The organism is Acidobacteriota bacterium (assembly GCA_039030395.1).
Classification (GTDB): domain Bacteria; phylum Acidobacteriota; class Thermoanaerobaculia; order Multivoradales; family JBCCEF01; genus JBCCEF01.
In genome coordinates this window covers 58,486-79,114 of the sequence record JBCCEF010000005.1, presented here as the reverse complement: position 1 = coordinate 79,114, position 20,629 = coordinate 58,486, and the positions used below count along the sequence as shown (strand labels likewise).

At 66.5% G+C, this 20,629-nt stretch carries 16 protein-coding genes; 12 read left to right on the top strand and 4 right to left on the bottom strand.

Annotated features, from left to right (window positions below; all coding sequences use genetic code 11):
- Nucleotides 1–64: 64 nt before the first annotated feature.
- The 4 genes from AAF481_07210 to AAF481_07195 are packed head-to-tail and all read left to right on the top strand — an operon-like array spanning nt 65 to nt 7,570.
- Nucleotides 65–1,576 (top strand): ion transporter, encoded by a 1,512-nt coding sequence (locus AAF481_07210; protein MEM7480947.1) that lies wholly within the window; start codon nt 65–67, stop codon nt 1,574–1,576.
- A complete protein-coding gene (locus AAF481_07205) occupies nt 1,573–2,148 on the top strand; it encodes a DNA-3-methyladenine glycosylase I (protein ID MEM7480946.1) in 576 nt (191 codons plus the stop codon). Before AAF481_07210 ends, AAF481_07205 begins: the two co-directional genes overlap by 4 nt.
- An 8-nt stretch (nt 2,149–2,156) precedes the next feature.
- Nucleotides 2,157–4,865 carry a sulfatase gene (locus tag AAF481_07200; protein MEM7480945.1) on the top strand — a complete coding sequence of 903 codons (2,709 nt, stop codon included), beginning with the start codon at nt 2,157–2,159 and terminating at the stop codon, nt 4,863–4,865.
- Nucleotides 4,865–7,570, top strand: a complete 2,706-nt coding sequence (locus tag AAF481_07195) for a sulfatase (protein MEM7480944.1) — start codon at nt 4,865–4,867, stop codon at nt 7,568–7,570. Before AAF481_07200 ends, AAF481_07195 begins: the two co-directional genes overlap by 1 nt.
- A 183-nt stretch (nt 7,571–7,753) precedes the next feature.
- Here AAF481_07195 and AAF481_07190 read toward each other — a convergent pair whose 3' ends face one another.
- Nucleotides 7,754–8,632 (bottom strand): fatty acid desaturase, encoded by an 879-nt coding sequence (locus AAF481_07190; protein MEM7480943.1) that lies wholly within the window; start codon nt 8,630–8,632, stop codon nt 7,754–7,756.
- A gap of 221 nt (nt 8,633–8,853) precedes the next feature.
- Here AAF481_07190 and AAF481_07185 point away from each other — a divergent pair, with 221 nt between their 5' ends.
- The 5 genes from AAF481_07185 (at nt 8,854) to AAF481_07165 (ending at nt 12,791) form a co-directional block, all read left to right on the top strand.
- Nucleotides 8,854–9,825 carry a HAMP domain-containing sensor histidine kinase gene (locus tag AAF481_07185; GenBank protein ID MEM7480942.1) on the top strand — a complete coding sequence of 324 codons (972 nt, stop codon included), beginning with the start codon at nt 8,854–8,856 and terminating at the stop codon, nt 9,823–9,825.
- Complete coding sequence (locus tag AAF481_07180; GenBank protein ID MEM7480941.1) at nt 9,822–10,541, top strand: response regulator transcription factor; 720 nt, start codon at nt 9,822–9,824, stop codon at nt 10,539–10,541. The genes AAF481_07185 and AAF481_07180 overlap by 4 nt, the downstream gene beginning before the upstream one ends.
- A gap of 26 nt (nt 10,542–10,567) precedes the next feature.
- Nucleotides 10,568–10,912: a bacillithiol system redox-active protein YtxJ gene (gene ytxJ / locus AAF481_07175; GenBank protein ID MEM7480940.1), complete on the top strand. Its 345-nt coding sequence runs from the start codon at nt 10,568–10,570 to the stop codon at nt 10,910–10,912.
- Nucleotides 10,909–11,313, top strand: coding sequence for a secondary thiamine-phosphate synthase enzyme YjbQ (locus tag AAF481_07170; GenBank protein MEM7480939.1), 405 nt, complete (start codon nt 10,909–10,911; stop codon nt 11,311–11,313). Before ytxJ ends, AAF481_07170 begins: the two co-directional genes overlap by 4 nt.
- A 125-nt stretch (nt 11,314–11,438) precedes the next feature.
- Nucleotides 11,439–12,791 (top strand): VCBS repeat-containing protein, encoded by a 1,353-nt coding sequence (locus AAF481_07165; GenBank protein ID MEM7480938.1) that lies wholly within the window; start codon nt 11,439–11,441, stop codon nt 12,789–12,791.
- 3 nt (nt 12,792–12,794) lie between these two features.
- Here the strand turns inward: AAF481_07165 and AAF481_07160 are convergent, their stop codons facing one another.
- On the bottom strand, nt 12,795–13,490 hold the full coding sequence (locus AAF481_07160) for an SDR family oxidoreductase (GenBank protein ID MEM7480937.1): 696 nt from the start codon (nt 13,488–13,490) through the stop codon (nt 12,795–12,797).
- An 89-nt stretch (nt 13,491–13,579) separates the two neighbouring features.
- Here AAF481_07160 and AAF481_07155 point away from each other — a divergent pair, with 89 nt between their 5' ends.
- Nucleotides 13,580–14,137 carry a (2Fe-2S)-binding protein gene (locus tag AAF481_07155; protein MEM7480936.1) on the top strand — a complete coding sequence of 186 codons (558 nt, stop codon included), beginning with the start codon at nt 13,580–13,582 and terminating at the stop codon, nt 14,135–14,137.
- Between the two features lie 23 nt (nt 14,138–14,160).
- Here the strand turns inward: AAF481_07155 and AAF481_07150 are convergent, their stop codons facing one another.
- Both AAF481_07150 and AAF481_07145 read right to left on the bottom strand, forming a co-directional pair.
- Nucleotides 14,161–15,762: a right-handed parallel beta-helix repeat-containing protein gene (locus AAF481_07150; GenBank protein MEM7480935.1), complete on the bottom strand. Its 1,602-nt coding sequence runs from the start codon at nt 15,760–15,762 to the stop codon at nt 14,161–14,163.
- Between the two features lie 50 nt (nt 15,763–15,812).
- Nucleotides 15,813–16,514 (bottom strand): hypothetical protein, encoded by a 702-nt coding sequence (locus AAF481_07145; GenBank protein ID MEM7480934.1) that lies wholly within the window; start codon nt 16,512–16,514, stop codon nt 15,813–15,815.
- A 108-nt stretch (nt 16,515–16,622) separates the two neighbouring features.
- Between AAF481_07145 and AAF481_07140 the strand changes: the two genes are divergently transcribed.
- Both AAF481_07140 and AAF481_07135 read left to right on the top strand, forming a co-directional pair.
- Entirely contained in the window at nt 16,623–17,897 is a 1,275-nt protein-coding gene (locus AAF481_07140; protein ID MEM7480933.1) for a PQQ-binding-like beta-propeller repeat protein, read from the top strand.
- A gap of 157 nt (nt 17,898–18,054) precedes the next feature.
- Nucleotides 18,055–20,628 carry a molybdopterin cofactor-binding domain-containing protein gene (locus tag AAF481_07135; GenBank protein ID MEM7480932.1) on the top strand — a complete coding sequence of 858 codons (2,574 nt, stop codon included), beginning with the start codon at nt 18,055–18,057 and terminating at the stop codon, nt 20,626–20,628.
- Nucleotide 20,629: the final 1 nt, after the last annotated feature.

Here is a 20,629-nt window from a genome sequence, read left to right as displayed (position 1 = left end):
GCCTAAAACACGGCTGCCGCGAAGGACCCGTCGCCGGCCCCTTCGCCTGATAGGCTGCCCGCCGATGTCCTCTCCATGGCAGGGGGTGCGCGCCGCCTTTCATCGGCCCGACACTCGGATCTACCGGATCGTCCAGGGCGCCATCTGGGTGTTGATCGCGCTGTCCATCGGGCTCTTGGTAGTGGAGGTTCTGGCCTTCCCCAAAAACGCATCGCTGGTCTACGTCGACCGACTGGTACTGCTCGTCTTCGCCGTGGAACTGGTGCTCCGGGTCGCCAGCTTCCGGCCCGCGGGGGTCGACTTTTTCGACCGAGGGTTTGTCGGCCGGCTGCGGGCCCATCTCTTCGGGCGCCTGCGCTACATGATGCGGCCGCTGATCCTGGTGGACATCTTGACCGTGGCGGCGCTGGTTCCGGCCCTGCGCGGGCTGCGCGTCCTGCGGCTCTTTCGGCTGTTTCGGACCTCACGCATCTTTCGCTACAAAAACCCCTTCGGGGGCCTGGAACGGGCCTTTCGGGACAATCTTCTGCTGTTCGCCTTCGCCTTTTCCATCCTAGGCGTGTCCGTGCTGGTCGGAGGCCTTTCCCTCTATCTCGTCGAGGCCGACCTCAACAAGAATCTCAGGAGCGTGGGCGACGGCATCTGGTGGGCGCTGGTGACCCTCACCACGGTGGGATTCGGTGACATCAGCCCGGTGACCAGTCTCGGCCGGGTGGTCGGCAGCGTGTTGATGATCGCGGGTATGTTCAACTTGGCCCTGTTCGCCGGTATCGTCGGGCGCACGCTGTTGACGTCGGTCTTCGGCATTCGGGAGGAGCAGTTTCGGATGAGCGGCTATATCGACCATTTGGTGATCTGCGGATACGACGCCGGCGCGGGCATGCTGCTCGACGCGGTGCGCCAGGAGTTCGACCCGAGTCAGGAAAACATTGTGCTGTTCGCGCGCGGTGAGCGCCCGGAGGATGTGCCGCCGGAGTTCATGTGGGTGGAGGGCAACCCCACCAAGGAAAGCGAACTGGGCAAGGTGCGCCTGACCCACGCTCGGGCGGCCCTGCTGGTCGCCTCCCGTGAGGTCACCCCACAGCACGCGGACGCCGCCACCATCTTGACGGCCTTCACCCTACGCCGCTTCCTGGCCCGCCAGGGGGTGGAGAACAGGCGCAAGCAACCGCTCTACATCGTCGCCGAAATTCTGGACGAGGAGAACGTCGAACACGCCCTGACGGCCGGCGCCGACGAGGTGATCGAAACGACCCGCCTAGGTTTCTCGCTGCTCTCCCACGCCATTGCCCAGCCGGGAACGGCGACGGTGTTGTCGCGAGTGGCGTCCATCGGCTCGCACAGCTTGTTTGTTGGATCCCTCAAGCCCCGCCTCGTTTGCCCCACCCCCTTCGATGAAGTGTCCCGGCGGATCAAGGAAGCCGGCGGCCTGCTGGTCGGGGTGCGGGCTCCAAACAGCGACGAGGACATCCTCAATCCTGCCGATGACTTCCTGGTGCACCCCGGATCGGACTACATTTACCTGGCCGAGAACCCGATCCTGAGCGGCGGATCCCGGGCGCGGAAACTCTCGTGACGGATTCCCTGATCCGCTGCGACTGGGCCGGCGATCTGCCCATCTACCAGCGCTACCACGACGAAGAATGGGGCGTGCCGCTGCACGATGACGCCCACCTGTTCGAGATGCTGATCCTCGAGGGCGCCCAGGCGGGTCTGTCGTGGATCACCATTCTCAAGCGACGCGAGGGCTATCGCGAGGCCTTCGATGGTTTCGACGCCGAGGTGATCGCCGGCTACGATCAGGCCAAAGTGGAAACGCTGCTCGAGGATACCCGCATCATCCGCAACCGCCTCAAGGTCCAGGGCACGGTAAAAAACGCCCGCGCCTACCTGGCCCTCCGTGAGGAACTGGGCTCCTTCGATGACTTCCTGTGGGACTTCGTCGGTGGCGAGCCGAAGCAGAATCGCTGGCGCAGCCTCGCCGAGGTGCCGGTCGAGACCGTGGAGTCCAAGGCGCTGAGCAAAGCCCTCAAGAAGCGTGGCTTCACCTTCGTCGGCCCGACCATCTGCTATGCCTTCATGCAGGCGGTGGGGATGGTCAACGACCACACCACCGATTGCTTTCGCTTTCCTCAGCTAGCCGAATAAGAACGATCATGACCAAGCATCTGCTGGCGGCGGGCTTGCTCCTGAGCATCGCTTGCACCGGATCGGAACCTCGGCCGGCCGCAGCGGACCTCGGGATGCCGGAAGATCGCATGCCGATCGTCGAACGGCTGATCGAGACGCCACCGCCGCTTCCCTTCCATCCCCGTTCTCTGTACCGAACGGAAGGCGAGCGACGGTGGGATTTCTCCGCCGAACCGGATTCCCCCGGGAGTCGCTGGAAGGCTCCTCTTTCGGACCTCGAAGATCGCCGTATCGCCGCCGGCCGCCAGGTGCGAGCCTCCAGGGAGTACCAAACTATCGAAAGAGCGGTCCATTTCGACAGCTCCCGTTTCGACGCCTTCGAACTGTCGACGGGTCGCACCAAGGGTGCCGCCTTCACCCTGCAGTGGGCCGGCCTCGGGGAGAGGTTTTCGAGCGAACGCAGCCTGCGGGTGGCCTCCGGCGACATTGAGCGGCACCAGTTCCAGAGCGCGATCTTCGACCTGCGGGGCCACCCCGCGTGGCGCGGACGGATCCGCAAACTGCGCATCGCCATCGGCGCCCCGGCGCAACAGCGCATCCTGCTGCGCGAGTTGGTCGCCAATCGGGCAACGACGGATCCTGAAGCGCTCGCCTCGGCCCTCGGCCGCCCCTGGCTGGTCGATCTCGCCGGAGACGTGCGCTCCGCCTGGCTGGCGGTGCCGGACCTGCCGATCGAGCGGTCGGTGGCGGCGCTCCCGCCGGGCGCCCGGCTGCGCGGTTCGTGGTCCATACCGCAGGGATATCCCCCGGGCACCCTAGTAGAGATCTCCTGGCAGCCGGAAGGAGGACCCTCCGAAGTGCTCTCCGAGCACCCTCTGGGCGAGGGTGAGACGGACTCCTGGCAACCCTTTGAGATCGATCTCGACCGCTGGCAAGGCAAAGGCGGCAAAGTTTCCTTCCGGCTGACCGGCGCCCCCAGGGATGTCGTCGACGCCGCCGGACCGGCAGCCTGGGGCTCCCCGGAGATCTGGACCGCCGAAGCTCCGCGGCGACCACCGAACGTGGTGCTCATCTCGATCGACACCCTGCGGGCGGACCGCCTGTCGACCTACGGCTACCGCTTGCCCACCAGCCCACGCCTCGACGCCTGGGCGGCGCGTTCGGGCGTCGTCTTCGAGTACGCCATCGCCCAAGCGCCCTGGACCCTGCCGTCTCACTCGTCGATGCTCACCGGTCTCGATCCGTTCCGCCACGGCACCAACCATGACGCTCCTCTGGCGGCAGGAATCGAGACCCTGGCGGAGGCTCTGCGCCGCGGCGGCTATCGCACCCGAGCGGTGACCGCCGGCCGCTTCCTGACCCCGCAGTACGGCACCGCCCAGGGGTTCGACCGCTTCCAATACTTCGCCCCCGACAGCCCGGAGCAGCGGCCCCTGGAACTCGAGACCAACCTGGAGCGTGCCGTCGACGCCCTGGACGAAATGGCCGGCGAGCCGTTCTTTCTCTTCTTCCACACCTACGAGACCCACGCCCCCTACCGTCCACGGCAGCCGTGGTTCGAGCGCCTGCACGGCCAGCCGCCGCCGCGACCCGATGAACTGCGTCCGCCGGACAACGACGACGATCCGGATCCCGCGGCGCGGCGCGATCAGCCCTTCGGAGTTCCACGCCTGCGCCAGCAGGGAGGCGAGGAGGTCACCGCCGCGGCGAGCGACCTCTACGACGCCGGCATCGCCTACATGGACAACCTGGTGGGACAACTGCTCGATCGCGTCGACGATCTCGGCCCCACCGTCGTCGTCTTCACATCGGACCACGGTGAACTGTTCGGAGAACACGGCCTGGCCGGCCACGACAGCCTGTACGAAGAGAACCTCCGGGTGCCCTTGATCATTGCCGCTCCGGACGGCCTGGGTGCCGGCGATCGGGTGGTCGACCAGGTGCGCTCGGTGGACATCGTAGCGACGATCTTGGACCTCGTCGGCATCCGTCCGTCCCAGGACCTCGACGGGCGCACGCTGCGGCCCTATCTCGAGGGTCGGCGCCCGGCGGATTCGCCGCGCGCCTGGGCCTATGCTTCGCGCACCAACCGCGGCTTTGGCTTCCGCCAGCGCAACCGCCTGAAGGTGATCTACGACAACAGCGTGTGGTCGCCCACCGCCGGCAAAGCCAAGGCCTTCGACCTGCGCAAGGATCCTCGCGAGGAGCACCCTCTGCCAGCCCCGCCGGAGGCGCTCGAACTCATGCGGCAACGCTTCGAGGCCCTGCCCGGACTGTGGCTGACCCTGGAGAATCCGACCCAACGGATTTTCACCCTCGATATCCAGGGCCCGCTGGTCACCCCTGCCAGTTTCAAGTCCGTCGCCCTCGGCAACGCCAACATGAGCCAACCGGAAGCCGAAAGGGCTCGGATTGCCCTGCCCGGCAGCGGACGGACGGTGCTGCGGGTGGAGGTGGTGCCGCAGGGGGAGATGATCGTCCGGGCACTGGTCGACGGCAAGCCCCCGGCCGCTGACCGGCCCGGCGCAAGCTTTCGCCTGAACCCCTCGGCGATCGACGCCGCCACCTGGACCTGGCTGGAAGATCGCTGGCAAGCCGTCGACGCCACCGAGCCGGCGAACGGACCGACCTTCCGCGCCGAATGGGTCGGCGAGCGCCGGCAAGCCGATCGCGCCGTCTCCCAAGAGGACGAAGCTCTGCGAGAAGAGCTGAGAGCCCTGGGCTATATCGATTGATGCCCCCCTTGCTGAGGACCCTGCTGGCGGCGGCTCTGCTGCTGAGCCTCGGCTGTGGCGGAGGAGGCTACTCCCCGCGGACTTCCTACCAGATCGCCCAGCGATTGATCGAGGAACCGCCGGCTCGAGTCTTCCACTTGTCATCCCTCGAGCGCATCGAGCAGGTGCGATCCTGGGACTTCGCGAAGGATCGGGAATGGACGGCACCGCTGACGGATGTATCCGATCGCTTCGTGACGGCCGGCCGGACGCTGACGGCCTCCAAGAACTACCAATCCCTCGAGCGGCGGGTAGACCTGAGGGCCTCGGAGTTCGCCACCTTCGAACTGGTGACGGGCCGCACCAAGGGGGCCAGTTTCACCCTCCACTGGGCGCGGGACGGCGAAGGGTTCGCCCAGCCTCGCAGCCTTAGAGTGCCGGCGTCGGAGATCCCCCGGCAGCGCCGCCAGGTCGTGTTCTTCGACCTCCGTGAGCACCCGCTGTGGGAGGGGCGCATCCGCCGACTGCGCATCGGCATCGGGGCTCCCGCCCAGCGCAACGTGCTGCTCCGGCATCTGAAGGCGACCACCGCCTCCACCGATCCCGAATTGCTCGCCGCCACCCTCTCGCGCCCCTGGCAGTTGGATCTCGAAGGCGATACCCGCGCTTCCTGGCTCACCGTGCCGGACATTCCGGTGCAGCGACCCGTCGCCGCCCTCCCCCGAGGCGCCCGCTTGCGCTTCGCCTGGTCCGTGCCGCGGGAGTATCCGGAAACTTGCCGGATCGATCTCACCTGGCATCCGGAGGGAGAGCCGGCGCGCCGGCTCTTCGAACACCAGCTAGAAGCGAGCGAAGCCGGCCGCTGGAATCGCGCGGAGATCGACCTGGCGCCGGAAGCCGGCCGCGCCGGCAAGTTGGCCTTCACGGTCACCGGGGCATCGCCGGAACGGGTGCGCTCGGCTGGACTCGCCGCCTGGGCCTCGCCCGAGATCTTGCGGCCGCTGGCGGGCGATCGCCCGCCCAATGTGGTGCTGATCTCCATCGATACCCTGCGAGCGGACCGGCTGTCGAGCTACGGGTATCGCTTGCCGACCACGCCACGCCTCGACGCCTGGGCCGAACGCGCCGCCACCCTGTTCGAGAACACCATCGCTTCGGCCCCCTGGACCCTGCCGGGCCACGCATCGATGTTCACCGGCGTGAACGCCCTGCATCATGGAGCCAACCACGACGCACCGCTCGCCGGCCGCTACGAGACCCTCGCCGAATCCCTGCGCTCGGCGGGCTACCGAACCCGCGCCGTCACCGCCGCGGGCTTTCTGGTACCGCAGTACGGTACGGCCCAGGGCTTCGACCGCTTCGACTACTACCGCGCACCGCAACAGGAGGTCACCCCGGAGCTGGAAGTCAACCTAGGCCGCGCCTACGCGGCGTTGGACGAGATGGCTACCGAGCCCTTTTTCTTGTTCTTCCACACCTACGAGACCCACGCCCCCTACCGCCCGCGGCAACCCTGGTTCCAACAGCTCCACGGCTATCCCCCTCCGGGAACGGCGCGGCCGGAATTCGGTGTGCCGGAGGCCGAGGAGGGCTTCGTCGACCGGCGGGTGCCCGGGCGCCCCCTTGACGAATCGGCGACCGACGACCGGCCCTTCGGCGCCGACCGGCTGCGCACCGATGGGGGCGAAGATCTCGCTCGGATCTCCAGCGACCTCTACGACTCCTCCGTCGCCTACATGGACCACTACATCGGCGAGTTCATCGAGCGCATCGAAGCCCTGGGACCGGCGCTCATCGTGCTGACTTCGGATCACGGAGAGATGCTGGGAGAGCACGGCCTCGCCGGCCACGCCTACCTGTACGACGAAAACCTCAAGGTACCCCTGATCATCGCGGCGCCCAGCGGAGTCGGCGCCGGCCAGAAGATCGCCGCCCAGGCGCGCAGCGTCGATCTCGCCCCAACGGTGTTGGACCTCCTGGGCCTGCCTCGACCCGCCGGCCTCGACGGCCGGTCCCTCGCCCCCTCGATGCGCGGTGACCGGCCGGCGGGGCCAGAGCCCAAGGCCTGGAGCTACGCCGCCAACACCAACCGCGGCCTGTCCTTCCGCCTGCGCAACCGCCTCAAGGTGATCTACGACAACAGTGTATGGCCGCCGGTGGCGGGCGCGGCGCGGGCCTACGACCTGCGCCAGGATCCGAGCGAAGACTCGCCGACACCGCCGCCAGCGGAAGCCCTGGAAGAACTGCGGACGACCTTTTCCGAGCTGCCGGGCTTCTGGCTGACCCTGAACAACCCCACGGCCGCCCCTCTCCACCTGCGCCTCGAAGGGTCGATGATCACCACCAGCAGCCTCAAGTCCGTCGCCCTGAACGGCGCCGAACTCCGGCTGACGGAGCCCGAGGCCGCGAACATCCTCCTCCCCGCCGGCGGCCGCAGCCGCCTGCGGATGGAAGTGGTGCCGCAGGGCACCCTGCGGGTGACGACCCTCACCGGAGGTCCCAAGCGCGAAGCCCGCATCCATCCCCGCAACCTCGGCTCTTCCAACACCCTCACCTGGGCCTGGCAACGAGAACTGTGGCGTCCCCTCGACCCAGGCGAGAAGGCCGCCGGCGTGCCGACGATGCAAGCCGAGTGGGTCGGGGAAGAAAGCGCGCCGGACCGCACCATCTCAGACCAGGACGCGGAGCTGCGCGAGAACCTACGGGCCCTGGGCTACATCGACTAGCAGCTTGCTGAACAGGCGCTTCGCGCATGATTTCAGCTTCGCTGCTAGTCCTTCATTCCAGGGGGCTCGGCGCCCCCTCGCCTGCAAAAGCTCAGCTTTTCCAAGCTCACCCCTTCCTCAGCGGCTCCGCCGCTGCCTCGCCCTTCGCGCTCGGGCGCGGGCCCATCGGAGTGAAATCCGGTCCTAAACCGAGCGCGCCGGTTCGGTACGCACGGCGACCGCTTCCGGGCCGTCGATCCGATTGCTTTCCTTGATCTTGGCGGAAGGCTCTTTCAGGTTCCACACGACGCCGAACAGGGCGAGAAGGCGCAGGATGTAGTAGGTGATGTCGATCTCCCACCAGAAGAAGCCCTGGCGGGTGGAACTCTTGTAGTAGTGGTGGTTGTTGTGCCAGCCCTCGCCGAGGGTGATCAAGGCCATGATCCAGCTATTGCGGCTGTCGTCCTTGGTCTTGTAGCGGCGGCGGCCGATCATGTGCGTCAGGCTGTTGATAGCGAAGGTCGCGTGCCAGGTGATGACCGTCGAGATCAGGCCCCACACCAGCCACTCCCAGCCGCCGAAGGCCACCAGCAGGATACCGGCGACGATTCCCGGCACCAGGTGAAACTTGTTGAGCCAGACGAGTTCCGGGTACTGGGCGAGGTCGCGCACCCGGTCGTAGTCCGTGGCGTTGTGCTCGGTGGTCAGAATCCACCCGACATGGGCCCAAAGAAAGCCCTGCAGACCCGGCGAATGGAGGTCTCCGTGGCGATCCGAGTGGCGGTGATGGTGGCGATGGTGGGCGGCCCACCACAGCGGCCCCTTCTGCAGACTCAGAGTCCCGAGGAGCGCCAGGATGAACTGAAACGCCCGGCTGGTTTTGAAGGTGCGGTGCGAGAAGTAGCGGTGGAAGCCGGCGGTGATGGCGAACATGCGGATGAAGTACATGCCGAAGCAGAAAGCCACCAGACCCCAGGAAAACGGCAGCCAAAACGCCGCGATACAGGCGATGTGGACCAGAAAAAAGGGAATCGACTGCCAGGTCAGGTGCATTTTGGGATGTTCAGCCACGGGTTCGATCATCGCCGGATCCTTCCGTCTCGGAATGGGTCAGTGTTGCCGGTGTTGACACCTCGGCCTCATGCCGCGATGAAGTATGTCGGCGAGTACCGTCAAGCGCCGTCACGAGACCGTCATTTCCCTGTCAGTCCCTTGCCGGCCGACACCGTTTCCGGCATCGAGAGGGTGGTACCGGCCGCCGGCCGGGATAGCATCGCGGCGCAACACCGTCCCCGAGACTCGCCATGACCCGTCGCCGCACATCACACATCGTCACGGCCTATGTCCTGTCGCTGTTGATGGCCATCGGCTTGCTGGTTTTCTGGGTGATCTACATTGTGCGTTCCGGCACCCGCCTCGACGAGTTGGGCAGCCGCGTCGGGGTACCGACGGACAATTTCCACTGGTTTGTGCTCACCCTGGGCTGCGTCTTGTTCGCTCTCCTGATCGGCGGCCTGACCTATCAACTCGTCCAGGCCCTGGTGGCGCGGCGCTACTCCGCCAAGCAGGAGGAATTCATCTCCAACATCACCCACGAAATGAAATCGCCGCTGGCGGCCATCAAGGTGCACGCCCAAACCTTGCGCGACCAACCGAATCTCGACAGCGCGATGGCCGAACGCTCCCTCAAGCGCATCCTCCAGCAGTCCGATCGCATGGCCCACCTAGTGGACAACGTGCTGGAGAGCAGCCGCCTCCTGGCGCGGCGCGAGCCACCGCAACTGGAGCCTGTTCGCGTCCCGGCCTTCTTTGCGTCCTACTTCGAAGAGACCGTGGAACGCCTCGATCATCGCGGCGTGCGATTGGTCCCGCATCTCGCCTCGGCGAGCTCGGTGATGGCCTCGGAGCAGGCCCTCCACCGGGTGATGGACAATCTGCTCGACAACGCCGAACGCTTCTCCGCCCGCGGCGGCGAGGTACGCTGCCGGGTGACGGATCAGGAAGCGGTGGTGCTGATCGAGGTCGAAGATGACGGCATTGGCGTGCCCAAGAAGGAGCTGGCGAAGATCTTCGACCGCTTCTATCAGGCGGCGCGGGATGGCCAGAGGGATGGCAGGAGGCGCGGAGGCACCGGCCTAGGCTTGTCGATCGTCTCCCAGCTGGTGCGACAGATGGGCGGCGAAATCCGCGCCTACTCCCAGGAGGGGCGGCCGGGCACCCGCTTCGTGATCGAGCTACCGATGACCGAACCCAATTCCGGAGCCTCCACCCCGTGACCACCGCTGAATCCGACGAGGCCTTCCGCCTGCTGGTGGTGGAAGACGAGGAGGCGATCGCCGAAGGGGTGATCCTCAATCTCGAACTCAAAGGCTACCGGGTAGAGTGGGCGAAGGACGGCCAGGAAGCCCTCGACCGCACCGCCGCCGACCGCTTCGACCTGATCTTGCTCGACGTGCGCCTTCCCAAGGTCGACGGCTTCGACGTCTGCCGGCGACTGCGGGACGAACGCAACTTCACTCCGATCCTGATGCTCACCGCCCGCAGTCAGCCGGACGACGTGATCTATGGCCTCAAGCTGGGGGCTGACGACTACGTGGTCAAGCCCTTCGATCTCGCCGAGCTGCTGGCGCGGGTGGAGGTGCTGCTGCGGCGGCGATCCTGGAGTGCCAGCGACCCGGCGGAGGGCGAAGGCGACCGGTTCGCTTTCGGCGACTTCTGGGTGGACTTCCAGAGCTATCAGGCGCAGACGCGCGACGGCCTGGTCGAGCTTTCCCACAAGGAGCTGGCGGTGATGAAGATCTTCACCAGCCGGCCCGGTCAGGCGGTGACCCGCCGGGAACTGTTGACGGAGGTGTGGGAGCTCCCCAACCACCCCAACACCCGGGTGGTAGACAACGTCATCCTCTCCCTGCGCCGTGCTTTCGAAGAGAACTCCTGGCGCCCGCGGCACATTCACAGCGTGCGCGGCGTCGGATATCGTTTTGAGCCTTGACTGCACCAAGTTTCCGGAGAATCGACATGGCCGAGATACGAACCCTGACCGCAGCAGAACAGCTCGACGAAGCCTTCGCCGCGTCGTCGCAGCGACCCGTCTGGCTGTTCAAGCACAGCCTGACCTGTCCCATCTCGTCACGCGCTTGGCACCGGTATCAGCGCTTTGTCGAAGACCGCCCGGCGGACGATGAAACCCTGTATACCGCGGTGATGATCCAGCAGGCCCGCCCGCTGTCGAACGACATCGCCGAGCGCACCGGCGTGCGCCACGAGTCACCGCAGGCCATCCTGCTGCGCGACGGCCGGGCGGTATGGAACGCCAGCCACGGTGCGATCACCGAGGGCTCCCTCGCCGGAGCGGGCGCGTGATCCACCGGGTGACCCTACCGGTCTCCGGCCAGGGGCTGCACGAGTTCACCGGCCAGGTCGCCCGGGTCGTCGCAGGGAGCGGCATCGAGGAAGGCCTGTGCACCATCTTCCTGCAGCACACCTCCGCCAGCCTCACCATCCAGGAGAACGCCGATCCCTCCGCCCGGCAGGACCTGGAGAACTGGCTCGCACGGCTGGTGCCGGAGAACGATCCGCTCTACACCCACACCGCCGAAGGACCGGACGACATGCCGTCGCACATTCGAGCGGCGCTGACCTCCAGCAGCCTGTCGATTCCGATCGTCGACGGCGCCCTCGCCCTCGGCACCTGGCAGGGCATCTTCCTGTGGGAGCACCGCAAGAGCCGCCACGAGCGGCGAATCGTCATCCACCTCGGCTGACGACCTCGAAAACCCGAGCCGCCGCAGGTCCTTTCATTTGCCTTGAGATATATACTCAGGCACAATCGAAATCGCCGTTGTTCTCCGATCGAATAGACGTCTCGCCGAACCAGGAGGTCTTCCCCATGCGCCGCTCCTCGACCCTGCTTCTCGTTTTGGTTCTTCTCGCCGCGCCGGCAGCCGCCGACTGGCTGGACTTCACCGACGAGTCCGCGGCCCGGTGGGTCACGGACGAGGGCGCCGCCGACCCGGTGGGCTTGACGGATCCCTTCGAGAAGGACTTCGCCCACGCCGACCTCGACAACGACGGCGACACCGATCTGGTCGTGGTGCGCAAGGTGCGCTTCTCCACCCCCGGCGGCAAGAGAAACGCTCTGTTCATGAACGAGGGCGGCGTGTTGACGGACCGCACTGCGGACCTGGCGCCGGACTTCGCCGACGAGACCGACGACCGGGACGTTCTGCTGGCGGACGTGAACGGCGACCGCTGGATCGATCTGGTGACGGTGACCACCTTCGCCGAGCAGCCGCGCATCTATATGAACCTGGGCAAGGACAGCGACGACAATTGGCTGGGCCTCGATTGGGTGGCGGCGGACGGCCGCCTGCCGACCTTCAGCCCGGCACCGCAGTTTTGCGCCGTGGCGGCCGGCGACGTGAACGGCGATGGCGCGCTCGATCTCTTCTTCGTGGACTACAACAACTCACTCGAAGACCGCCTGCTGATCAATGACGGCAACGGCTTCTTCACCGATGAGACCGACTCGCGGATGACCGCGGCGATGTCCCAGTCGGCCTTCGGCACCGATGCCCAGATTCTCGACATGAACGCCGATGGCGCCCCGGACATCGTCAAGCTCTCGACGCTAGACGACTTCCCGAACTCCGTGCGCATCCTGTACAACGCCGGTGGCGACGACCTCGGCACCTTTGACGACCTGCACCACGTCTACGAGGGGCAGCCCTACATGCTAGAGGTCGACGACCTCAACAACGACGGCCGGCCGGATATCTACATCGTGGACGACTTGGACGACCGCTACCTCTTGAACACCGGAGTCGACATCGGCACCGGCCGCGCCCAGTTCACCACCATTGTCCAGGCCGACGAGGTGACCTCTGACTTTGGCGGCAACACCTACATCGTGGACCTCGACCGCGACGGCTGGCGGGACGTGCTGATCGCCGACGTCGATACCGACTTCCAGATCTGTACCGACATCCAGCCGGCGGTGCTTCAGAATATGGGCAACGCTCCCAACGTCGGCCTCTCCGACCCCTTCGACGCGGTACAGCCGCCGTGGCTCCCCACCGGCACCTTCGACTTCGCCGTTTTCGACATCGACGGCGACGAATGGCTCGACATCGTCGCCGGCACCTGCACCGGCAACCAGGTGTTCATGAACCCCGGCGGCAGGATTTTCGAAGACGGCTTCGAATCCGGCGACATCGACGTTTGGAGCACCGCGGTCGAATAAGCCCTAGCTTCCCGGCACGGTCATCGGCCGGCCGTTGTGCTCCGGCCCGAGGCCCAGAAGCAGCGGCATGGCCCGCTTCACCCACTCCCCCGGCTTCGGGTACGAAGCGGCGCCGGCACCGAAGGCCTCGCTGAGCATTTCCGTGTGGATGATCCCCGGATTCAAAGGCACCGCCGCCATTCCCGCCGGCAGTTCCTGGGCGAGGGAGCGGCTCAGGCCTTCGATGCCCCATTTGCTGGCGCAGTAGGGCGCCACTTCCGGGGCCGTGGAGCGCCCCCAGCCGGAGCTCAGATTCACGATCACCCCGCGACGCCGCGCCACCATCGCTGGCACCCAGGCGCGAATCACGTGGCAAACCCCCGCCAGGTTGACGGCGAACAGGCGGTCGATCTCCTCCGCCGGAACTTCCCACAGCGGAGCGTTCGAGTTGATCAGCGCGGCGTTGTTGATCAGCAGGTGCGGCGCGCCGTGGGCCGCCATCACCTCTTCACCCCAGGCCGCCACCGCCGCGGTGTCGGAAACATCCAGGGCCGCGAATCGGTGGGTCTCGCCGAGTTCTTCGGTGAGCGAGGAGAGAGCATCTTCGCTGCGCCCACAACCGGCCACCCGCCAGCCCTCGTCGGCGAAGGCTCGCGCCAGGGCACGCCCCAAACCCCGGGTCACCCCGGTGATCACCACCCACTTCGAATCGTCCCCCATCGTCAGCCTCCTTCTTCCCGATCTTCGCTCGTTTCCTTCGGTCTCGCGGCGATCTTGACTCTCCCAGAGCCTTGCCGCAGTATCGGCCTATGTCCTCTACCGTCAACCGAGCCACCCCGGACCGCACGACCCTCGCCCTCACCGTCAACGGCGAGGAGCACGCGGTGGTCTTCCCCACTCACCATACGCTGCTCGAAGTGCTGCGTGAAGAGTGCGGCCTCACCGGCACCAAGCACGGCTGCGAACTCGGCGAGTGCGGCACCTGCACGGTACTGGTGGACGGCCAGCCGGTGCTCTCTTGCCTAGTCCTGGCGGCGGACATGGAGGACAAGGCGATCGAAACCGTAGAGGGGATGCAGGAGGGCAACGACCTCCACCCCCTACAGGCCGCCTTCGCGGACCTGGGCGCCGCCCAGTGCGGCTACTGCACGCCGGGCATCTTGATGACCGCCCAGGCGCTGCTGGTCGAGAATCCGGACCCCAGCCGCGAGGAAATGCGTCAGGCTCTGGCCGGCAATCTCTGCCGCTGCACCGGCTACCACAAGATCCTGGAAGCCATCGAGCACGCCGCCGCGGTCCTACGCGACGACGAGCACGAAGTGGCGCCGGAGGCGATCTACGGCTCCCCGGTGCCGGAAGCCACCTGACCGAGACCACTCGAGGTCGGCGTCTAGAAACTCACCGCGCTCCAGGCCCCGGTGTCTCCGCTCTCGAAGCCGTCCACGAAGATCCCGCTCTCGTCCAGCAGTCCGATCCCCCGGTAGGGCCCGTCCGGATCACGCCGCAGGTCGTCCGGCGGCAGGGGGCGTGGCGCCCAGGTGTCGGGAAAGTCCGGCGGCCGCCGGTCGGTGTGGCTGCCCGGCGCGATGCACTCGTAGAGCGCGCCTTCGTGCATCACCCAGTCCCCCTGCGAATAGAAGATCGGCGCCGCGCCCTGGGTGGACACGTCCGCCCATTCTTCGAGCAACAAGTAATCAAAATCCGCTGGAAAGCCCGAGTCGGCAAAGGCGTAGAAATCGACGAAGCCGTTGACGTTGCCCGAGAGCGCCACGTTGTCGCCGGCCGCCTGCACCAGGTCCTGATCACCCTGCCAGTGGTTACCGGTAACCTCGATCGGGTTGGCGGTGTTGAAGATGCGGAAGACGGCGTTGAAGTCCTGCTGCCCCGGACTGTGCTCGTCGTAGTGGAAATGGATGGCGCGGAAGAAATTGTCTTCGAAGGTGAAGCGCGTCACGCCGTCGGCGCCGGACTGGAAATAGGCGCCGAAGTGCCGGCTGTGGGAGAAGTAGTTGTCGTGTAGGTGGAACCGGTCCGTCGGCAGGTGGGTGTCGCCCGCCACCACCTGGTTGAACAGGATGAAGAACTTGCTGGCGCCGCCGATGAAAACGTTGTGGTGGATCTCGACGCTACCCTCTCGCGAGGAGAGTTGGCCGTTGTTGTCCTGGAAGGGCTGGAAGGGGCTCTTCCAGTCCAGGGCACCCCACACAAAGACGTTGTGGTGGATCTCCGAGCCGCCGCCGAGCTGCCCGAGCTGCACCGCCTCGGTGCCGGTGCGAACGATGCGGTTGTTGAAGAAGCGAAGTCCCGAGATCTTGTGCTGTGGCTGACTCTGGGTGCTGCCGAAGTAGACCCCTTCGCTGCCCACATCGTGAATGTAGTTGTCGTGGATCGAAACGTTCTCCATGTGGGCGTCCCCGGCGTCGTCGGTCTTGACGGACATGCCGGCGAAGCCGACGTGGCGGATCTCGACCATCTCCACCTCGAAGTCCGTCGCCCCGCCGCCGATGCCGAGGCCGGAGTTGGTGTCCTCGAAGGCATCGTCGACCAAGAAGCCGTAGGTGCCTCGGCTGTTCGCGTAGTCCCCCTCGGCGTGACCGCGGAAGTCCGGATGGCCGGTGGCCTCGTCCGCATCCCAGCGGCCGGTCAGCTTCCAATTTGCTCCGCCGGTGATCGAGAACACATAGTGAAAGTCGAGTCCGCCGACGCGCACTTGACCGCCGCTGTTGGTGATCACCAGCGGATTCGTCGGCGACCGCAGCGGCAGGTTGCCCAGGCGAATGAACCGGTAGTGCGCCGCCGGAATGTACAGCCGGTCGAGAGTCTGCCAATCGACACCCGGATAGGTGGCCTGAAGATCCGGCAGGTACATCCCGCCGTTCCCACCGGGCCCCGGCAGGGTCAAGGTCTCGAGGCTGCCGGCGGAGAGCGGCAAGGCAAAGGAAGCAAGGACTGCGGCTCCGGCCAGGAGCCATCTGCAAGGAACGGAGGTCATAGCCGGCATTCTATGCGCTGGCTCTGGCCAACCCATTGACCCTGCGCTTCTCAGAACCGGTAACCGATACTCACCGACACCACCGGGAAGAAGTTCCCCTCCTCGGCCTCGGCCTCCAGTTCACGCTCCTCCGCTGCTACCAGGGCGTCCACCAGCGGCCGGAGTTCCGGGAACTCGTCGAGGAGCGGCGAGTCGGCGGTCAGCTCGACTTCCGGGTCGCCGTGCAGCACCACGCCGAGGTCGAGAGACAGGCTCCAGGGAGAACTGCCGAGAGCGGTAGCACGACCGAAGCCGATGCCGAGGTAGGGGCCCAGGGCATCCACCGTCGCCTCGCCGCGCAGGGTGCCCAGCTCGATCGGCAAGAGGGACAGCAGAGACTGAGGGATGTCGATCTCGCCGGCCAGCAGATCGATCAGTGGCGCCCGGCCGACCAGCCGATGGTCGTTCCAGCCGGCACCGGCGGTGATCCGAAAGCCCTTCGTCGCCGGATACCAGTCGAGAACCAAAGTGGCATCCAAGAGCTCCAGATCGCCGTCATAGTCGATGCCGCCGGCGGAGTAGTCGAGGGCGTAGTCGAAGGTTGCGACGCCGCCGCGAAGGGCGACGCTCTCGCTCAGGTCGAAGGTGATCTCGGCGCCGACGCCGAGGGTACCGGCCTTCACGCCAACGGCGGTGTCGGCAAAGGCCGCCGGCGCGATCAGGACCAGCAGGGTGGCGAATAGGGCAGAACGAGTCTTCGATCGTCGGTTCATGGAGTTCTCCTCGCCGATCATCTTATGCGCAATCGGCATGAAGGTCGCGGACGGCGGTACGATGGCCGTGCGAAGATCGCCTGCCCTCACCTACGGAGGAACTTCCCGATGTTTCGACCCCCTCGGATCGCCCTAGTCGCCGCCCTCCTCACTCTCGCTCTGCCGTTTTCGGCGGCCGGCGACTGGCCCAACTGGCGCGGCCCGGAGCGCGACAGCACCAGCGCCGAGGAGAAGCTGCCGCTCCGCTGGAGCGCGGAGGACAATCTCTGCTGGAAGGCTCCGATGACGGCCCTCTCCGGGGCCACGCCGATCGTCTCCGGCGACCGCATCTTCCTGCAGGCGGCGGACGGCGAACGCCTGGAACTCTGGTCGCTGGCGGCGAAGGACGGTTCGGTCGTCTGGAAGCGCCCGCTGGACGGCGGCAACAGGATTCCCCGCAAGCACAATCTCTCCTCGCCATCGCCGGTGACCGACGGTGAGCACGTCTGGGTGATGACCGGCACCGGTGTGGTCGCCGCCTTCGATTTCGCCGGCAAGATGCTGTGGCGCCGCGACCTACAGAAAGACTACGGCCCATTCGGCATTCTGTGGGGCTATGCCTCCTCGCCGCTGCTGGTGGACGGCACCCTCTACATCCAGGTACTCCACGGCATGAAGACCGACGATCCCTCGTACGTAGTGGCCCTCGACGGGGCGAGCGGCGAGAGCCGCTGGAAGGTGGAGCGCAAGACCGACGCCTTGCTCGAATCGCCGGATGCCTACACCACCCCGGTGCTGCTGGAGGTGGGCGAGCGCCGCGAACTGGTGATCTCCGGCGCCGACTACGTCACCGGCCACGACCTCGCCAGCGGCAAAGAGCTCTGGCGGGTCGGCGGCCTCAACCCCAACCGCGAGAAGAACTACCGCCTGGTGGGCACTCCCGTCGTCACCGGCGATCTGCTGATCGTGCCGTCCCGGGTGTCGCCGCTGTTGGCGCTCAAGATCCCGCCCGAGGGGACACCCGCCGTCGCCTGGCGCCTCGAGCGGGCCGGCGACGTGCCGAGCCCGCTCACCGATGGGGAGACGCTGTTCATCGTCAACGACCGCGGCATCCTCCGACGCTTCGATCTCGACGACGGCTCCGAGCTGGGGGAACCGCTCCGCCTGGGCGCAGGGAACCACAGCGCGTCGCCGGTGCTGGCCGGCGGCCACCTCTACGCCATCGACGAGAAAGGCACCACCGCCGTGGTGAAGGTCGGCGATCCGGCGGAGATCGTGGCGGAGAACCAAACCCCCGGCTTCACCCTCGCCTCCCCAGCCGTCGCCGACGGCCGCATCTACCTGCGGACGGACGAGTTCCTGTACTGCGTGGAGATGCCACCGCAGACCGCTCCGGCCCGCTGAGGAAGACCCTCCGGTCCATCCTTGACAGCCTCCCGGCGGCGTGCGAAATTGCCCGGAGGCGCCGCACTTCGCCGCCCCGATATCCCGGAGCGGCCGTGCATTGGGAAACGACTGAAGGAGAGAACCGGCTGAACGGCCGGCTTTCGAGGGGCACCCGATGGCTGAACCGATTCGCAAAGATCCACCGGCGAAGGCACCGGACGATACGGAACGCCTGGGGCGCGATCTCGACCTCGTCGGCAAGCCTTTCCGGCGGGTGGACGGCCGGTCGAAGGTCACCGGCCAGACGCGCTTTGCGGACGATCTAGACTTTCCGCGCATGGTGTACATGCGGCTGGTGCGCAGCACCGTACCGCACGGCGTGATCTCCAGAATCGATTTCTCCGAGGCCGAAGCGGTGCCCGGCTTTCTGGGAAGTCTGACCGGCGCCGACATGCCGGACACCTTCGGCATTCTGCCGGTGTCCCAGGACGAACACGCCCTGTGCCCGGACAAGGTGCGCTTTGTCGGCGATCCGGTGGCGGCCGTGGCGGCGGCCACCGAGGACGCCGCCTGGCAGGCGGCGCTGGCGGTAAAGGTGGCCTACGAGCCGCTGGAAACGGTGTCCTCTATCGACGAAGCCCTGGAGATCCCGGAGCCGCGTATCCACGACTACGGCGACGAAGGCAATGTCCACAAGAAGGTCTCGATGCGCTTCGGCAACGTGGAGGGCGGCTTCGAAGAAGCGGATCTGGTGCTCGAGGACGACTTTTACTACGAGGGCAACACCCACCTGCCGATGGAGCAGCACGCCACCGTGGCGGTGCCCGAGGACGACGACCGCCTGACCGTCTACTCCTCCAGCCAGACCCCCCACTACCTGCACCGCTCCCTGGCCAAAGTGCTGAAGGTGCCGGCATCGCGCATTCGGGTGGTCGCCACCCCCAACGGCGGAGGCTTCGGCGGCAAGAGCGATCCTTTCAACCACGAGATCGCCGCCGGCAAGATGGCATTGAAGCTCGGCCGGCCGGTGAAGGTGACCCTCACCCGGGAAGAAGTCTTCTACTGTCACCGCGGGCGCCACCCGGTGCGCATGCATGTGAAGACCGGCTTCAAAAAGGACGGCTCGATGACCGCCCAGCATCTGCGCACGGCATTGGACGGCGGTGCCTACGGCAGCTATGGGGTGGCCTCCACTTATTACACCGGCGCCCTTCAGACGGTCACCTACGAGCTGCCCAAGTACCGCTTCGACGGCCTGCGGGTGTTCACCAACAAACCGCCCTGCGGACCCAAGCGCGGACACGGCACGCCGCAGCCGCGCTTCGGCTTCGAGGTCCACCTCGACAAAGCGGCGCACCAACTGGGGATCGATCCGGCGGACCTGCGCCTCAAGAACCTGCTGCCGCCGGACACGGTAACCGCCAACTGGTTGAGAGTGACCACCACCGGCCTCGGCCGCTGTATCGAGGCGGTGGTCGAGGGCAGCGGCTGGCGGGAGCGCTACGGCAAGTTGCCGGAGGGCCGCGGCCTGGGCCTCGCCTGCGGCTCGTACCTGTGCGGCGCCGGCCTGCCGATCTACTGGAACCACATGCCCCAGTCCGGGGTCATGATCAAGCTCGACCGTTCCGGCAACGTCGCCGTGTTCTGCGGCGAGTCGGAAATCGGCCAAGGTTCCGACAGCGTGCTGGCGGCCCTCGTCGCGGAAGTGTTGGGGGTGGACCTGAAAGACATCCGCCTGTGCGTCGCCGACACGGATCTGACGCCGGTGGACCTCGGCAGCTATTCCTCGCGGGTCACCTTGATGATGGGCAACGCCGCCGTCGAGGCCGCCGAGCGCGCCCGGACGATCATCGCCAAGGCCGTCGGCGAAAGGCTGGAAGTGCCCGCCGAGCGGCTGCTGTTCTCCGGCCGCCGGGTGTTCGATGCGGCGGACGCCGAAACCGGTGTCGACTGGCAGGAAGCGGTGATCATCGCCGAAGCGGCCTGCGGCACCTTGGCGACCACCGGCTCGTATATTCCGCCGCGCTCGCCGGGCAAGTACCGCGGCGCCGGCGTCGGACCCTCGCCGGCCTACTCCTACTCCGCCGCGGTGATCGAGGTGGAGGTCGATCCGGAAACCGGCGTGTGGCGGCCGGAGCACATCTGGATGGCCCACGACATCGGCCGCTCGATCAACCCGGTGCTGGTGATGGGCCAGCTCGAAGGCGGTGTCTACATGGGTCTGGGCGAGGTGATGATGGAAGAGCAGGTCTTCCGGCGGCTGCCGAAGCGCCGCTCCAACGCCTTGGTTCACAAGATGCCGTCGCTCCTTGAATACAAGAGTCCGACCTTCCAGGACATGCCGCCGATCACCAGCTACCTGATCGAAGAGCCAGAACCGGAAGGCCCCTTCGGCGCCAAGGAGGTCGGCCAGGGGCCGCTGCTGCCGGTGATGCCGGCGGTCGCCAACGCCATCTACGACGCCGTCGGCGTGCGGGTGGATCAGGTGCCGATTCATCCGCACATGGTCTTGAAGGCGCTCCAAGACAAGGCGCGCGGCAAAAACGCCCGCTTCGGCCCGTCGCCTTTCCCGGCCATCGACTACGGCGAAACTCTAGACATCCCCACCCCGGCGGACGGCGGCGACGGACGGGCGACCAATGACTTCAATTCCGATCGGCGCTCGAAGATCCGCGGCGCCACCGGCACCATGTCCACCCGCGAAGAAGCCCTCTCCAAGAAGGACGCGGACTCCCTCACCACCCGCTGAG

Bases quoted from the DNA above. Each gene is read 5' to 3' on its own strand.
- AAF481_07210 (MEM7480947.1), top strand. From the start codon at position 65: ATGTCCTCTCCATGGCAGGGGGTGCGCGCCGCCTTTCATCGGCCCGAC.
- AAF481_07200 (MEM7480945.1), top strand. From the start codon at position 2,157: ATGACCAAGCATCTGCTGGCGGCGGGCTTGCTCCTGAGCATCGCTTGC.
- AAF481_07195 (MEM7480944.1), top strand. From the start codon at position 4,865: ATGCCCCCCTTGCTGAGGACCCTGCTGGCGGCGGCTCTGCTGCTGAGC.
- AAF481_07190 (MEM7480943.1), bottom strand. From the start codon at position 8,632: ATGATCGAACCCGTGGCTGAACATCCCAAAATGCACCTGACCTGGCAG.
- AAF481_07185 (MEM7480942.1), top strand. From the start codon at position 8,854: ATGACCCGTCGCCGCACATCACACATCGTCACGGCCTATGTCCTGTCG.
- ytxJ (MEM7480940.1), top strand. From the start codon at position 10,568: ATGGCCGAGATACGAACCCTGACCGCAGCAGAACAGCTCGACGAAGCC.
- AAF481_07165 (MEM7480938.1), top strand. From the start codon at position 11,439: ATGCGCCGCTCCTCGACCCTGCTTCTCGTTTTGGTTCTTCTCGCCGCG.
- AAF481_07160 (MEM7480937.1), bottom strand. From the start codon at position 13,490: ATGGGGGACGATTCGAAGTGGGTGGTGATCACCGGGGTGACCCGGGGT.
- AAF481_07155 (MEM7480936.1), top strand. From the start codon at position 13,580: ATGTCCTCTACCGTCAACCGAGCCACCCCGGACCGCACGACCCTCGCC.
- AAF481_07150 (MEM7480935.1), bottom strand. From the start codon at position 15,762: ATGACCTCCGTTCCTTGCAGATGGCTCCTGGCCGGAGCCGCAGTCCTT.
- AAF481_07145 (MEM7480934.1), bottom strand. From the start codon at position 16,514: ATGAACCGACGATCGAAGACTCGTTCTGCCCTATTCGCCACCCTGCTG.
- AAF481_07140 (MEM7480933.1), top strand. From the start codon at position 16,623: ATGTTTCGACCCCCTCGGATCGCCCTAGTCGCCGCCCTCCTCACTCTC.
- AAF481_07135 (MEM7480932.1), top strand. From the start codon at position 18,055: ATGGCTGAACCGATTCGCAAAGATCCACCGGCGAAGGCACCGGACGAT.